A 14,040-nucleotide genomic window follows, 5' to 3' on the forward strand; every position below is an offset into this window, starting at 1 on the left:
GCTCGGCCCAGCGGCCCAACAGTCGGCGGCTCAGCGGCTCAGCGGCTCAGCGGGTGGCGCCGAGGACCGCGACGCCGGGCGGCAGCGGCGGCAGGCCGGCCGCCTGGCAGAGCAGGGTGCCGAAGGCGGCGCTGTGGTCGACCAGCCGCGCCGGGTCGTCGAGGACCGGGGTCCACGACGCGCGCAGCTCGACCTGGGCGCTGGTGCGCTCCGACATCGTGCCGAAGCCCTCGCTGACCACGCGGGTGATGGTGCCGCTGGCCTCGACGTGCTCGGCGCCGCAGTCGGCGAGCGACTCGAGCAGCCAGCCCCACGCGACCTGGGCCAGCAGCGGGTCGCCCGCCATGTCGGCCTCGAGGTCGGCCTTGAGGTAGGCCACCAGGCGGGTGTCGCCCTGCCAGGCGTCGTGTCCGGCGGGGTCGTGGAGCAGGACCAGCCGGCCGGTCGCGAGCTCCTCGTCGTCGACGACGAGGTCGGCCGTGACGGCGGCGGTGTGGGGGGCCAGCCGGGCCGGCCCGGGCGCGAGGTCGACCTCGAGCTCGGGGCGCACGCGGACCCCCGGGAGGCCGGCGGCCATGGCCTCCCAGCGGGCGAGCGGGTCCTCGGTCACCGGCCGGCGCGGCACGAGCGGGGCGGAGCGCACGACGCCGAGCGCCGTGACGGCCGCCGCGGGGCGCGCGGGGTCGATTGAGCGGGCGGGGAGGGCCGAGCGCTCGACAGCGTCGACCACCTCAGGCCGTGCGCGCGGAGGACCACGAGCGTGCGGCGGCAGCGCCCGGGGCGCCCACGCCGTAGGCCAGGTCGGCGTCGAGCAGGCTGCCGAGCAGGACCGCGGTGCCGCACTCGATGCACGCGAGCTCGGGGCACTCGACGTGGTCCTCGCAGTGCGGGGTCTCGAAGGCCCGCACCTCGCGGCAGTCGGCGCACCAGTGCAGGACCAGGGCGCTGCGACCCGTCATGACGATCTCTCCTCGCTCGCTCCGACGCGCTCCGAGCTCGAGCGCGCTGCCGGCCCTCGGGGACCAGCACGCCCACGGTCGCACGCACCACTGACAGAGTCACGGACCCGGCCCCGCCCGGAGCCGGCGTGTCGCGGGGCCCCCGCCGGTCTGGGACCATCGACGCTGTGACGAGCACCGCGACAGACACTGCCAGCCGCCCCCTCGCGGGCTCGCCGTTCCTCGAGGCCTGCGCCGGGCGCCGGGGCAGCCGCACCCCGGTGTGGTTCATGCGCCAGGCCGGTCGCGCGCTGCCGGAGTACCGCGCGCTGCGCGAGGGCGTGCCGATGCTCGAGTCCTGCGCCCGGCCCGACATGGTCGTCGAGATCACGATGCAGCCGGTCCGCCGCTACGCCGTCGACGCGGCGATCTTCTACAGCGACATCGTGGTGCCGCTCAAGGCGATCGGCGTCGACCTCGACATCGTGCCCGGCGTCGGGCCGGTCATCGCCCACCCCGTGCGCAGCGCCGCCGACCTCGCCCAGCTGCGCCCGCTCGAGCCCGACGACGTCTCCTACGTCACCGAGGCGGTCCGCGCGCTGGTCGCCGAGCTGGGGCCGACCCCCCTGATCGGCTTCGCCGGTGCGCCGTTCACCCTCGCCACCTACCTGGTCGAGGGCGGTCCGTCGAAGGAGCACGCGCGTACCAAGGCCCTCATGCTCGGCGAGCCCGAGCTGTGGTCGGCCCTGATGGGCCGGCTCGCCGCGATCAGCGCCGCGTTCCTCGAGGTGCAGGTCGAGGCCGGCGCCTCGGCGGTGCAGCTGTTCGACTCGTGGGCGGGCGTGCTGCCGCGCCGGCACTACGACGCCCACGTGGCGCCGTGGTCGGCGCAGGTGCTCGGGCGCTTCGCCGGCCGGGTGCCGCGGATCCACTTCGGCGTCGGCACCGGCGAACTGCTCGGCTCGATGGCCGACGCCGGCGCCGACGTGCTCGGCGTCGACTTCCGGGTGCCCCTGGACGAGGCGGCCCGCCGCGTGCCCGGCCGGGTGCTGCAGGGCAACCTCGACCCCGCCGTCACCCTGGCGCCATGGGACGTCGTCGAGCGGGAGGCGCTCGGCGTGCTCGACGCGGCGGAGGGGCTGCCGGCCCACGTCTTCAACCTCGGCCACGGCGTGCTGCCCGCCACGGACCCGGGCGTGCTGCAGCGGGTGGTCGAGCTGGTGCACGAGCGCACCGCCCGCTGACCTCCGCCGCGCTGTTGGCCGGCAGCCCGGCTGGGTATGGCTGGGTCATGATCGACGAGAGAGCCCTCGAGACCGGGCACGTGTTCGACAGCCGAGGCAAGACGGTGGGCGCCGTCCTGGCGGTCTACCGCCGGGCCGGCGGCGAGTCGCCGGACTGGGTGGCGGTCGGCTTCGACGACGGCCCCCGCTTCGTGCCGCTGCGCACCGCCGAGCAGGTGCCGGACGGCGTACGCGTGCCCTTCACGACCGACACCATCGTCCAGGCGCCGGTGCTCGACCCCGACGCCGGCAACCTCAGCGCCGAGGACGAGGCCGAGCTCTACGAGCACTACGGTCTCGACCACCCGCTGCCCTTCGAGCCCACCGAGGGCGGCCCCGCCGACGCGTCAGGAGCAGTGCTGTGACCGAGCAGGACCAGACCGCGAGCACGCCCGCCGACAGCCTGCTGGCGCCGCAGGCGGTGCGCGACTGGGAGGGTGCGGCCCCCGACGAGGGCGACTACGCGGGCGAGCCCGCGACGGGCGGGCACCTGCCGGCCTCCGACGCGGTGGCGCCGGGGGAGACCTACCACGGCGACAGCGTCCGCAACGAGATCCAGGAGATCACCGACATCGAGCTCAGCGGTGAGACGCTGACCGACGAGCAGCGTGCGGTCCGGCGCCACGGCGAGGAGCACGTCATCGACATGGAAGTCCGGCCCGACGATCGGAGCGCGCGATGAGCAAGGAGCACGTGGACTCGACCGGCAACACCGGGGGCGAGCCGTCGTTCGGCACGGGTCCCCTGGGCAGCCGCATGGGGGGCGCCAGCCTCAACTCCGCTGCGGGCACCGCCTCGCTGCGCGAGCGGCCGACCGACGCCGGCGACGAGACCGACGCCCTGCACGACAGCGACCTCTACGTCGTCACCGACGCGGGGCAGCACCTCGCGGTGCGCCCCGACGCCACGGGCCGCTGGACGGTGGAGGACCGCCCCGACCCCCAGGCCGGGGGAAGCGAGGAGTGAGCGCTCGCGGCGAGGGACCTCCGCGGAGCTGGCTGCGCCGCAAGCTCATGAAGGTCTTCGGCCCGGCCGACCTCGGTCCCGAGCACCAGGGCAACCCGCTGGTCGGCACGAAGTACGACCCGGCCCTGAAGAAGGCCCGCCGGGAGGCGCGCAGGCGCTCCTCCTAGCCGGCCGCTGGTGCACGTCCTCGCCCGAGCGCCATGCGCAGAGACTGCTCGGCGGTGCGTCGCTCGTCGTCGGCCAGCAGGCCGCGGCTGACGAGCAGGTCGAGCCCGAGCAGTGCCGCGCCCAGCACGGGCGGCGCGTCGACGACGTGCGGCACCGCCCAGGGCGCGGTGCGGGCGAGCCGCTCGGCGATGCCGTCGACGAGCAGCGGCTCGCGGGCCGCCAGGACCCCGCCGCCGAGCACCACCGGCGCAGGCGCGTCGAGCATGCCCAGCCGGGTCAGGGCGATCGTCGAGAGCAGCGCGATCTCCTCGGCCTGGCGGGCGACGATCTCGAGGGCCACCGCGTCGCCCTCGCGGGCGGCCGCGAACAGCACCGGCACCAGCTCGTGCAGCCGCCCGGCGTCGATGCGCCGCAGGTGCACGGCCTCGGCCACCGCCACTGCGGTGGGCAGCCCGAAGTGGGCGGCCGCGCGCTCGGCGAGGAGCGTGCGGCGGCCGCGCCCGTCCTCGCAGCGGGCGGCGGCCCACATCAGCTCGCTCGCGAGGCCCATGCCGCCGCCCCAGTCGCCGGTCAGCATGCCGAGAGCGGGGAAGCGGGCCGACCGGCCGTCTGGCAGCAGCCCGACGCAGTTGATGCCCGCCCCGCACACCACGGCGACGCCGCGCGGCTCGTCGGTGCCGCTGCGCAGCACGGCGAAGGTGTCGTTGGCGACCACCGTCTCGGCTCCCCAGCCCGCCTTCTCCAGCCGGGCCAGCACCTCGACCTCCTCGGCGGGCAGGTCGACGTTGGCCAGGCACGCCGACACGTGGTCGACCCGGGCGACGCCGGCCTCGGCGAGCACCTGCTCGACGCAGGGCGCCAGCCGGGCGACCGCCTCCTCGGCACCGACCGAGTGGGGGTGGAAGCCTCCGGTGCGCCCGGTGGCCAGTACCTCGCCCGCGTCGGTGAGCAGCACGACGTCGGTCTTGCTGTTGCCCCCGTCGACGGCCAGCAGGTGGGTCACGCCGTCGCCCAGGGCAGGTGCTCGCGGTTGTTGGCCAGCAGCAGGTCGGTCAGCCGCTCCGCGGTGTCCCACTGCCCGACCAGCGGGTGGGCGAGCAGGGCGTTCGAGACCCGGTCGCGCCCGCCGTGGAGCGCCGCGTCCAGCGCCAGGTGCTCGTAGGCCGTGACGCCGGCGACCAGCCCGGCGTAGATCGGCTCGAGCGGAGCCACGGGCAGCGGGTGGGCCCCCGACGCGTCGACGCGCGCCGGCACCTCGACCACCGCGTCCTCGGGCAGGAACGGCAGGGTCGAGCCGTTGCGCACGTTGACCACCTGGACGTCGCCCCCGTCGAGCAGCAGCGAGCGCACCAGCGCCACCGCCGCCTCGGAGTAGTAGGCGCCGCCGCGCTTCTCGAGCAGCGCGGGCTTGGTGTCGAGGGCGGGGTCTGCGTACATCTCCAGCAGCTCGGCCTCCATGCGGGCGACGGTAGCCGCCCGGCTCTCCTCGTGGCGCAGCTCCTCCACCACCGCGTCGTGCTGGTAGAAGTAGCGCAGGTAGTAGGACGGCACGGTGCCCAGGCGGCGCAGCAGGGGCTCAGGCAGGTGCATGTGCCCGGCGATCTCGGTGCCGAAGCGCTCGAACAGCTCGGGCAGCACGTCCCGCTCGCCGGTGCCGTCGGCGTCGACGAGGCGCACGCCGCGCTCCCAGGTCAGGTGGTTGAGGCCCACGTGGTCGAGCCGGATGCGCGCGGGCTCGACCTCCAGCAGGCTCGCGAACCAGCGCTCGAGCCCGATCGCCACGTTGCACAGGCCCACTGCGCGGTGGCCCGCCTGCAGCAGGGAGCGTGTCACGATGCCGACGGGGTTCGTGAAGTCGACGATCCACGCCTCGGGTGCGCGCTTCGCGACCTGCTCAGCGATGTCGAGGACGACGGGTACGGTGCGCAGCGCCTTCGCGAGGCCTCCGGCGCCAGTGGTCTCCTGGCCGACGCACCCGCACTCGAGCGGCCAGGTCTCGTCACGCTGGCGGGCCGCCTGCCCGCCGACGCGCAGCTGGAGGAGCACGGCGTCGGCGCCCTCCACCGCCTCCTCGACGCTGGTGGTCGTGGTGACGCGTCCGGGGTGTCCCTGCTTGGCGAAGATGCGCGAGGCCAGCCCTCCGACTCGCTCGAGGCGCTGCTCGGAGGGGTCCATGAGCACCAGCTCGTCGGCGGGCAGCTCGGCCTGCAGCCGGGCGAAGCCGTCGACGAGCTCGGGGGTGTAGGTGGACCCTCCACCGATGACGGCCAGCTTCATCCCTTGACTCCTGTCAGTGTGACGCCCTCGACGAAGGCCTTCTGCGCGAAGAAGAACAGCACGACCACTGGGGCCATGACCAGCAGCGTGGCGGCCATGGTGAGGTTCCAGTTGGCGTGGTGGGCACCCTTGAACGACTCGAGGCCGTAGGACAGCGTCCATGCCCCCGGGTTCTCGGACGCGTAGACCTGCGGGCCGAAGTAGTCGTTCCAGCAGTAGAAGAACTGAAACAGCCCGACGGCGACGATCGCGGGCTTCGCCATCGGCAGGACGACCCGGAGCAGCGTACGCAGCTCACCGCACCCGTCGACGCGCGCAGCGTCGAGGTACTCCTGCGGGATCGTGAGCAGGAACTGGCGCAGCAGGAAGATCGAGTAGGCGTCGCCGAACGCCATCGGGATGATCAGCGGCCACAGCGTCCCGTTGAGGTGGAACTGCTTGGCCCACACGAGGTACATCGGGATGATCACCACTTGCGGCGGCAGCATCATCGTCGCCACCACGACCATGAGCGCGAGCCGCCGCATCCGGAAGCGGAAGCGGGCGAGCGCGTAGGCCACCGGGATGCTCGACAGCAGCGTCAGCAGGGTGCCGAGCACGGCGTACTCCAACGAGTTCTTCCACCAGGTGAGGAACCCCGAGGCGTGGAAGACGTCGACGTAGTTGGCGAAGCGCCAGTGCCGCGGCCACAGGTCGGTGGTGAGCGCCTGCCGGTCGGTCATCAGCGAGGTCAGCAGCAGGAAGACGAAGGGCAGGACGAACAGCAGCGCGAGCCCGACGGCCAGGCTGTGCAGCGCCACCCACTGGAGCGTCTGCTGACGGCTGCGGGGCCGCCGCCGCACCGCGGGTGCAGCGGGAGCCGGAACGGTACGCAGTGGTGCCGTGGTCGATGCCACCTCAGTCCTCCTCGCCGAGAAGCCCGGAGCCGCGGCGCATCAGCAGCGCGGTGAACGCCATCGCCAGGGCGAACAGCACGAGGGCGACGACGCAGGCCGAGCCGGTGTCGAAGTGCTGGAAGCCGAGGCTGTAGACGAGCTGCGGCAGGGTCAGCGTCGAGCCGTGGGGGTAGCCCGGCTCGAACGACGTGCCGGGGGAGTCGACGACGCCGCTGGCGACCTTGCCGGCGATGATCGCCTGCGTGTAGTACTGCATCGTCTGCACGATGCCGGTGACGACCGCGAACAGGATGATCGGCCGGATCGTCGGGAGCGTGACGTAGCGGAACCTCTGCAGCGCGTGCGCCCCGTCGAGCGAGGCGGCTTCGTACTGCTCGCGCGACACGTCGAGCAGGGCGGCCATGAAGATCACCATCAGGTCGCCGATGCCCCACAGGGCCAGGGCGGTGAGGCCGGGCTTGGCCCAGTGCTCGTCGGTGAACCAGCCAGGCTGCCCGAGGTGCAGGTGCCCGAGCAGGGTGTTGACCGCGCCGTTGCCGGGGTTGAGCAGGAACGCGAAGGCGATGGTCGCTGCCACCGGTGGAGCGAGGAACGGCAGGTAGAACACAGTGCGGAAGAGCTTGCTGCCGGTCTTGAGGTTGGTGACGAGCAGTCCGATGCCCAGGCCGAAGACGACCCGCAGCGAGACCATGACCACCACGAGCCACAAGGTGTTGCGCATCGCGGGCCAGAAGCCGGCGTACTCGGTGAAGACGTAGCTCCAGTTGCGCAGGCCGACCCACGTGGGCGGGTTGATCTGGTCGTAGTGCTCGAAGGAGAAGTAGACCGTCGAGGCGAGCGGGTAGAGGAACAGCAGTCCGGTGCCGAGCAGCCACGGCGACAGGAACGCGAGGATCGTCAGGCGCTGCTTGCGCCGCCTCCGCCGCAGCCCGGGCGAGACCGCGGCGGACAGGTCGAGGGTCGCCACGGGTCAGCCGGCCGTCTGGGCGTTGGCCTTGTCGATCTGCTTGTCGACCTTCTCGAGGCCGGCGGCGAGGTCGGAGACCTTGCCCGACTCGTAGTCGTAGGCGAAGTTCTGGAAGAGCACCTGGTACTCACCGCCGTTGGGGCTCGCTGGGGTGGTGGTGGTGTTCGGGTTGCCCGCGACCTTGATGAAGGTCTGGAACTCCGGGTCCTTCGAGAGGTCGGGGGAGGCGAGCCCGGCGGGCGTCGAGGGGACGTTGTTGATGGTGTTGGCGAAGTTGACCAGCGACTGCGTGTCGGTGGTGAGGAACTTGGTGAACTCCCAGGCCGCGGCCTGCTGCTTGCTCGTCTTCGAGATGCCGACGATGGTGCCGCCGATGTAGCCGCGGCCGTAGGTGTCGGCGAGCTCGTCGGGCACCGGCACCGGCGCGGTGGCGTAGTCGACCTTGGAGGCGTCGGCCTTGATGGAGGCGACCCGCCACTCGCCGTCGATGGCCATCGCCACCTTGCCCGCCTCGAACGGGTTCTGCGCGGAGAACTCCTCGCCGAAGGTCGCGCGGTACTTCTCGAGCTTCGCCGCGCCGCCGAGCGAGTCGACGAGGTCCTTCTGGTACTTCAGGAACTCCGTGACCTTGGGGTCGGAGGCGAGGGCCGACTTGCCCGAGCTGTCGAGCCAGGTGATGCCGTACTGCGACATCCAGTGCGCGGGCGCGTTCTCGTACATGTGGAACAGCGGCATGAAGCCGAGCTGGGAGTAGCCGGTCGACGTCTGCTTCGTGAGCTTGAGCGCGTCGGCCTTCAGCTCGGAGAACGTCTTCGGCGGGGCGGTGATGCCGGCGGCCGCGAACATCGCCTTGTTGTAGTAGAGCCCGTAGGCGTCGCCGAGGAGCGGGAGCGCGCACTGCACGCCCTTGAAGGAGGTGTACTGGACCATCGTCTTGACGTAGGTCGTGTCCTTGTCGATGCCCGAGGCCTTCAGCAGCGGGTCGAGGTTGACCAGCGCCCCGTTGCAGAACGCGCCGACGTTGTCGGTCGTGAACGAGGACACGACGTCGGGACCGTTGCCCGAGCGGATGCCCTGCAGGATCTTGTCGTCGGTGATGTTGCCGGTCGACTTCACCGTGATGTTGGGGTGCGCCTTCTCGAACGACGCGATCGTCGCGTTGATCGCCTTGAGCTCGTGCGGCTGGCTCCAGCCGTGCCAGAACGTGATGGTCACCGGCTTCGCGGCGTCGACGGAGGTCGCGACGCTGGGGGAGCCGGCGGAGGTGCCCCCGCTCGTGCCCCCGGTGCAGGCCGAGAGCGCGAGCGGGATGCTCGCCGCGAGGGCGAGGGTGGCGAGACTGCGCTTCATCGGGGTCAACCTCCGGGACGGCGTGCGTGGTGTGGGTGGTGTGCTGTGGACTAGCGGGCCGCGGCGAAGGCCGCGTCACGAGCGGTGTCGAGCGCCGCGTGCAGGGCTCCGGCGAGGATGGGGGTGCGCAGAGCGCCCAGGCGCACCGCGGGGACGGTCATGGCGAGCTCGCCGAGCTGGCGCTCGACGCGGCTGCGCAGCGGCTCGCCGCCCGCCTGCAGGACGCTGCCCGAGAGGACGACGGCCTGCGGGTCGAGCACGGCGACGACGGCCGCGAGGCCGAGGGCGTAGCGCTCGGCCAGCTCGTCGAGCAGCTCGCCGGCGCCCTCGGCGGCCGAGCTCGCTGCCCGGCGCACGACGGTGACGGCACTGCGCCCGGGCACGCCGAACTCCTCGCCGAGCTCGAGGATCGCCGGCAGGCCGGCCAGCTTGACGAAGCCGCCGCTGTTGGCGCGGATGACGTGGCGGACGACGGGTGCGCCGGGCACCGGCAGGTAGCCGAGCTCCCCGGCGCCTCCGGTCGCGCCGCGGTGCAGCCGGCCGTCGACGACGATGGCGGCGCCGAAGCCGTCGTCGTCGTGCCACATCAGGCAGAAGTCCGACGCGTCGACGGCCGCGCCGTCGCGCTGCTCGGCGAGCGCGATCAGGTTGACGTCGTTCTCGACGTCGAGCTGGACGCCGACCTCGCGGCGCAGGCGGCCGAGGAGCCCGGGCTCCTGCCAGCCGGTGAGGTGCCGGGCGTAGCGCAGGTCGCCGGTCTCGGGGTCGAACGACCCGGGCGTCGAGATGACGACCGAGGCGAGGCCGGCGGGGTCCATGCCGGCGGCCGCGCTCGCGCCGGCCAGCCCTGCGGTGACGTCCTCCACGGCGTCGGCGGGCTGCTTGCGGGTCGCGCGGACCTCCGCCTCTCCCACGACGGTGCCGCGCAGGTCGCTGACGACGGCGACCAGGCGGCCGGGACGCACGTCGAGCGCCGCTGCGTAGGCCGCGGTGGGGTCGAGCTCGTAGACCTGGGCCGCCGGGCCGGGGCCGCCGCTGCTCGTGCCGACGCTGCGGACCAGGCCCGCCTCGACGAGCCGCACGAGCAACTGGCCTGCAGTGGGCTTCGAGAGTCCGGTCAGCGAGCTCACCTGCGTGCGGGTGAGCTGGCCGTGCTCGAGGAACAGTGCGAGCGCCGCGCGGTCGTTGATCGCGCGCAGCAGGCTCGGCGTCGCCGGCTGCTGGGTCGCGGCAGGTGACGTGCGCGTGACTCGGCCGATCGGCACCGGGCGGCTCCATCCGGTAGGAAGGTTTCCTATTGGTCGAGGACCATAGGAAGCCGCCGGCCATTCGTCAACACCCTTCCTCGAACGACTCCGAGTCGTTACACACCCGCAACGCGCTCAGCGCGGCGAGCGGGCCACCCACACGACGTCGGGCTCGCCGCGCGCCACCTCGGTCTCGTGCCGCGCGACGGTGGCGAAGCCGGCGCGCAGCCGCTGCTCGTAGGCCGCCGACCGCCCCGCGCTCCAGACCCCGAGTGCGCCGCCGGGCGCCAGCGCGCGCGCCGCCAGCGCGATGCCGTCGGCGTCGTAGAGCGCGGAGTTCGTGCTGCGGACGAGCCAGTCCGGGCCGTTGTCGGTGTCGAGGCAGATGGCGTCGAAGCCGCCGGCCGAGGCGGCGAGCAGGTCGCGGACGTCACCGAGCACGACGCGTACGCGTGCGTCCTCCACCGCGCCTCGCGTGATCTCGCGCAGCGGGCCGTCGGTGTGCCAGCGCACGACCTGCGGCTCCAGCTCGCTAACCACGACCTCGCCGACGTCCGGGAGCGACAGTGCCTCCAGCAGGCTGAAGCCGACACCGAGCCCGCCGACCAGCACGCGGGCGGGGGCGGCCGCCGAGGCGGCGACCGTCTCGCGCACCAGCAGCCGCTCGGAGCGCCCGTCGCGGGTGTCCATGAGGAAGACCCCGTCGGAGATCACCTGGAGCACGTCGCCCTCGCGCCGCAGGACCAGCTCGCCCGCGACGCCACGGACCCGCTGCAGGACCTCTGCGCTCACGTCGCCATTCTCGACCGCCGCCGTGCCGAGCGCACCAGCCACCAGCCGAGCATGCCCACCACCAGCGCCAGAGGTACGAAGGGCAGCACTGCACCCAGTGCCGTGAGCACGACCGTCACGCTCGCCGCGAAGGCGTCGGCGCCGGAGTGCAGGCCCGCGGTGAAGCCGGTGCGGTGCACCGGCACCACGGCCGAGCGGCCGACGAAGGTGACCGTCACGGTGGCGAGGGTCGTCGAGTCGCTGAGCGTCGCGTGCTGCGCCTCGAGCGACTCGAGGTCGGCGACCCGGCGCGACAGCTCGCCCTCCATGAGCACGACGTCCTTCACGTCCTTCGCCCGCGCGTAGAACTGGCGCACCCGGGCGACGCTGGCCCGGGCGTTGGCCAGCCGGGCGTCGACGTCCTGCACCTGCTGGGTCACGTCGAGGTCCTTGCGGGTGCGCACGAGCACGTCGCCGTAGCCCTCGACACCGGAGACCAGCGCGTCCACGCGGGCCGGCGGGACCCGGAGGACCACCTGCTCGCGCGCCGCCGCGCGGTCCTCGGGGTCGTCCCGGCCGTCCTCGCCCTCGACGTGCCCGCCGAGCCGCTGGGCCAGGGCGCTCGCTCCGGCGACGGCCTTCGCGACGTCGCGCACGCGCACGGTGCGGCCCACCGTCACCACCAGGGCCTGCGGGTGGAGGGCCGTCCGAGCGGCCGTGCCCCCGGCTGACGACCCCTCGGCGGCTGCCCCGCTCGACGCGGCGGGAGCCGCCATCGGCGCGCTGGCCGGCGCGGGCGCGGCGCCTACGTCCGCCGAGGCGGACGAGCCGGCCGAGCCGCTCGCCCCGCCAGCGCTGCACCCGCCGAGGGCGAGCCCCGCCGCGACCAGCCCCGCCACCAGTCCGGACACCACAGTCGTACGCCGCACGGCCGCCTCCTCGTCCCGCCGGCTCTGCGCCGGACGCAGGTGCGACGCGGCGGCCGGCGGACCCGTTCCACCGCCCGAGGGCACGGTTTGGTCACGGCGGATCATCGGCATGTCACTGTGGTGGGCATGCACGTAGTGGTCATCGGCGGCGGGATCGCCGGGCTGGCTGCCGCGCTCGAGCTCGCGCGCTCGCCGGAGCAGCCGACCGTGACGCTGCTCGAGGCGGGCAGCCGGCTGGGCGGCGCGCTGCGCGTCTCGGACGTCGGCGGCGTGCCCGTCGACGAGGGCGCCGAGTCCCTGCTGGCGCGGCGCACGGAGGCGGTCGAGCTCGCACGGTCGGTCGGACTCGGCCCGAGCCTGGTCAACCCCGCGCGCACCGACGCGGCCGTGTGGACGAGGGGGCGGCCGCGGCGGCTGCCCGCCGGCTCGGTGATGGGCGTGCCCGGCTCTGTGCGCTCGGTGCTGGGTGCCGACGCGCTGAGCGTCCCGGAGCGGGTGCGGGCGGCGGTGGGGCTCGTCTCGGGGGAGCGCTACCCCGTCGGCGACGTCGCCGTCGGGCCCTACCTGCGCCGCCGGCTCGGCGGCGGGGTGGTCGACCGCCTGGTCGAGCCGCTGCTCGGCGGCGTCTACGCGGGCCAGGTCGACGAGCTCTCGCTCCAGGCGACGGTCCCCGCTCTCGCCGGCTCGCTGTCCCGCCGGCGCACGCTGCTGGCCGCCACCTCGCGCGCGCGGCGGATGGCCGCGCTGCGTACCGGTCCGGTGTTCACCGCGCCCGTGGGCGGCGTCGGCCGCCTGCCCGAGGCTGTCGCCGCCGAGCTGCGGCGGCGTGAGGTCACGATCGCCCTCGACGCCCCTGTGACCATGCTGACCGGCAGCCGGCGGGGGTGGCAGGTCGTCTACGGCCACCCGCGCGGCTCGCAGGCGGTCCACGCCGACGGCGTGGTGGTCGCCGTGCCGGCACCGGCGGCGGCGCACCTGCTGTGCAACGACGTACCCGCCGCCAGCCGCGAGCTGGCGAGCGTGCAGTACGCCAGCGTGGGCATCGTCACGATGGCGTTCGACGAGCGCGACGGTGCCTGGGCCCCGCCCGGCAGCGGGCTGCTCGTGCCCGCGGTCGAGGGCCGGCTGGTCAAGGCGGTCACGCTGAGCTCGCGCAAGTGGGGGTGGTACGCCGAGGCCGCCCCCGGCCGGCTGCTGCTCCGGGCGTCGGTCGGCCGCTTCCGCGACGACGAGGCGCTCGGGCTCGACGACGACGCGCTGGTCAAGGCGGTGCGCGACGACCTCGTCGACCTGGTGCGCATCGCCGCCGAGCCGACGGACGTGCGCGTCACGCGCTGGGTCGACGCACTGCCGCAGTACGCGGTGGGCCATCCCCAGCGCGTGCGCCGGGTGCGCGACGCGGTCGCCGAGCGCCCTGGGCTCGCCGTCTGCGGAGCGGCCTACGACGGCGTGGGCATCCCGGCGGTCATCGCCTCGGCCCGCGAGGCCGCCCGCGCCGTGCTGGCCGGCGCCGGTCGCGCGACAATGGAGCCATGACCGACGAGACGACTGCACGACCGAAGGCCCGCGAGCTCAACAACGTCATCCGCTACACCATGTGGTCGGTGTTCAGGGCCAGCGGGCCGCTCGGCGACCCGGGTGCCCGCGCCGGGCTCGCCGACGAGGTCGAGGCCGTCTTCGCCGAGATGTCGCAGAAGCACGACGTCACGGTGCGCGGCACCTACGACGTGGCCGGCCTGCGCGCCGACGCCGACCTGATGCTGTGGGCGCACGCCCCGACCAGCGACGCGCTGCAGGAGACCTACTCGAAGCTCCGCCAGACGGCGCTCGGTCGCGCCCTGACGCCGGTGTGGTCGCAGATGGCGCTGCACCGCCCGGCGGAGTTCAACAAGGGCCACATCCCCGCGTTCCTCGCCGACGAGACGCCGCGGTCCTACATCAGCGTCTACCCGTTCGTCCGGTCCTACGAGTGGTACCTCCTGCCCGACGCCGAGCGCCGGGCGATGCTCGCCGAGCACGGGCAGATGGCGCGCGACTACCCCGACGTGCGGGCCAACACGGTCGCGTCGTTCTCGCTGGGCGACTACGAGTGGGTCCTCGCGTTCGAGGCTGACGAGCTGCACCGCATCGTCGACCTGATGCGCCACCTGCGCGGCTCGACCGCCCGTCGGCACGTGCGCGAGGAGGTGCCGTTCTACACCGGTCGGCGTCTCCCGCTCGCCGACCTCGTGGCGACCCTGCCCTAGGG

17 protein-coding genes are annotated in these 14,040 nt (G+C 73.8%); 7 read left to right on the forward strand and 10 right to left on the reverse strand.

The annotated features are described in order from the left end of the window. Positions 1–46: 46 nt before the first annotated feature. Together CLV35_RS06635 and CLV35_RS06640 are read right to left on the reverse strand one after the other, a co-directional pair. On the reverse strand, positions 47–730 hold the full coding sequence (locus CLV35_RS06635; RefSeq protein WP_231121559.1) for a DUF3000 domain-containing protein: 684 nt from the start codon (positions 728–730) through the stop codon (positions 47–49). A gap of 1 nt (position 731) precedes the next feature. Continuing rightward, the gene (locus tag CLV35_RS06640; RefSeq protein ID WP_121192673.1) at positions 732–959 is read right to left on the reverse strand and encodes a hypothetical protein; all 228 of its coding nucleotides are present in this window, start codon (positions 957–959) and stop codon (positions 732–734) included. 167 nt (positions 960–1,126) lie between these two features. Between CLV35_RS06640 and hemE the strand changes: the two genes are divergently transcribed. The 5 genes from hemE to CLV35_RS19960 are packed head-to-tail and all read left to right on the forward strand — an operon-like array spanning position 1,127 to position 3,354. Further along, on the forward strand, positions 1,127–2,182 hold the full coding sequence (gene hemE, locus CLV35_RS06645; protein ID WP_183061851.1) for a uroporphyrinogen decarboxylase: 1,056 nt from the start codon (positions 1,127–1,129) through the stop codon (positions 2,180–2,182). 47 nt (positions 2,183–2,229) lie between these two features. Then, positions 2,230–2,586: a PRC-barrel domain containing protein gene (locus tag CLV35_RS06650; protein ID WP_121192675.1), complete on the forward strand. Its 357-nt coding sequence runs from the start codon at positions 2,230–2,232 to the stop codon at positions 2,584–2,586. Then, positions 2,583–2,903 carry a hypothetical protein gene (locus CLV35_RS06655; protein WP_121192676.1) on the forward strand — a complete coding sequence of 107 codons (321 nt, stop codon included), beginning with the start codon at positions 2,583–2,585 and terminating at the stop codon, positions 2,901–2,903. Before CLV35_RS06650 ends, CLV35_RS06655 begins: the two co-directional genes overlap by 4 nt. Then, entirely contained in the window at positions 2,900–3,187 is a 288-nt protein-coding gene (locus CLV35_RS06660) for a hypothetical protein (RefSeq protein ID WP_121192677.1), read from the forward strand. Before CLV35_RS06655 ends, CLV35_RS06660 begins: the two co-directional genes overlap by 4 nt. Next, complete coding sequence (locus CLV35_RS19960) at positions 3,184–3,354, forward strand: hypothetical protein (protein WP_183061852.1); 171 nt, start codon at positions 3,184–3,186, stop codon at positions 3,352–3,354. Before CLV35_RS06660 ends, CLV35_RS19960 begins: the two co-directional genes overlap by 4 nt. Here CLV35_RS19960 and CLV35_RS06665 read toward each other — a convergent pair. From CLV35_RS06665 to CLV35_RS06700, 8 genes are all read right to left on the reverse strand, one after another. Next, a complete protein-coding gene (locus CLV35_RS06665; protein ID WP_231121560.1) occupies positions 3,351–4,358 on the reverse strand; it encodes an N-acetylglucosamine kinase in 1,008 nt (335 codons plus the stop codon). The genes CLV35_RS19960 and CLV35_RS06665 overlap by 4 nt on opposite strands. After that, complete coding sequence (locus CLV35_RS06670; protein WP_121192678.1) at positions 4,355–5,632, reverse strand: 6-phospho-beta-glucosidase; 1,278 nt, start codon at positions 5,630–5,632, stop codon at positions 4,355–4,357. Before CLV35_RS06670 ends, CLV35_RS06665 begins: the two co-directional genes overlap by 4 nt. After that, complete coding sequence (locus tag CLV35_RS06675; RefSeq protein ID WP_121192679.1) at positions 5,629–6,528, reverse strand: carbohydrate ABC transporter permease; 900 nt, start codon at positions 6,526–6,528, stop codon at positions 5,629–5,631. Before CLV35_RS06675 ends, CLV35_RS06670 begins: the two co-directional genes overlap by 4 nt. A gap of 1 nt (position 6,529) precedes the next feature. Next, on the reverse strand, positions 6,530–7,495 hold the full coding sequence (locus CLV35_RS06680) for a carbohydrate ABC transporter permease (RefSeq protein WP_231121561.1): 966 nt from the start codon (positions 7,493–7,495) through the stop codon (positions 6,530–6,532). Positions 7,496–7,498: 3 nt separating this feature from the next. Then, entirely contained in the window at positions 7,499–8,845 is a 1,347-nt protein-coding gene (locus tag CLV35_RS06685) for an ABC transporter substrate-binding protein (RefSeq protein ID WP_121192680.1), read from the reverse strand. Positions 8,846–8,895: 50 nt separating this feature from the next. Then, positions 8,896–10,110: an ROK family protein gene (locus CLV35_RS06690; protein WP_231121562.1), complete on the reverse strand. Its 1,215-nt coding sequence runs from the start codon at positions 10,108–10,110 to the stop codon at positions 8,896–8,898. 117 nt (positions 10,111–10,227) lie between these two features. After that, positions 10,228–10,884 (reverse strand): spermine/spermidine synthase domain-containing protein, encoded by a 657-nt coding sequence (locus CLV35_RS06695; protein WP_121192988.1) that lies wholly within the window; start codon positions 10,882–10,884, stop codon positions 10,228–10,230. Then, positions 10,881–11,792, reverse strand: a complete 912-nt coding sequence (locus tag CLV35_RS06700) for a DUF4349 domain-containing protein (RefSeq protein ID WP_183061853.1) — start codon at positions 11,790–11,792, stop codon at positions 10,881–10,883. The genes CLV35_RS06695 and CLV35_RS06700 overlap by 4 nt, the downstream gene beginning before the upstream one ends. Positions 11,793–11,918: 126 nt before the next feature. On the opposite strand from CLV35_RS06700, the gene hemG reads away from it, so the two are divergent. Next, positions 11,919–13,328 (forward strand): protoporphyrinogen oxidase, encoded by a 1,410-nt coding sequence (hemG, locus tag CLV35_RS06705; RefSeq protein WP_121192682.1) that lies wholly within the window; start codon positions 11,919–11,921, stop codon positions 13,326–13,328. Beyond that, entirely contained in the window at positions 13,325–14,038 is a 714-nt protein-coding gene (gene hemQ, locus CLV35_RS06710) for a hydrogen peroxide-dependent heme synthase (protein ID WP_121192683.1), read from the forward strand. Before hemG ends, hemQ begins: the two co-directional genes overlap by 4 nt. Positions 14,039–14,040 lie beyond the last annotated feature (2 nt).

Origin of the sequence: Motilibacter peucedani (genome assembly GCF_003634695.1) — a bacterium.
GTDB lineage: Bacteria > Actinomycetota > Actinomycetes > Motilibacterales > Motilibacteraceae > Motilibacter > Motilibacter peucedani.

Excerpts from the sequence above, each read along its gene's own strand:
- CLV35_RS06685 (WP_121192680.1), bottom strand. The coding sequence starts at position 8,845 with ATGAAGCGCAGTCTCGCCACCCTCGCCCTCGCGGCGAGCATCCCGCTC.
- hemG (WP_121192682.1), top strand. The coding sequence starts at position 11,919 with ATGCACGTAGTGGTCATCGGCGGCGGGATCGCCGGGCTGGCTGCCGCG.
- CLV35_RS06640 (WP_121192673.1), bottom strand. The coding sequence starts at position 959 with ATGACGGGTCGCAGCGCCCTGGTCCTGCACTGGTGCGCCGACTGCCGC.
- CLV35_RS06650 (WP_121192675.1), top strand. The coding sequence starts at position 2,230 with ATGATCGACGAGAGAGCCCTCGAGACCGGGCACGTGTTCGACAGCCGA.
- CLV35_RS06670 (WP_121192678.1), bottom strand. The coding sequence starts at position 5,632 with ATGAAGCTGGCCGTCATCGGTGGAGGGTCCACCTACACCCCCGAGCTC.
- CLV35_RS06660 (WP_121192677.1), top strand. The coding sequence starts at position 2,900 with ATGAGCAAGGAGCACGTGGACTCGACCGGCAACACCGGGGGCGAGCCG.
- hemQ (WP_121192683.1), top strand. The coding sequence starts at position 13,325 with ATGACCGACGAGACGACTGCACGACCGAAGGCCCGCGAGCTCAACAAC.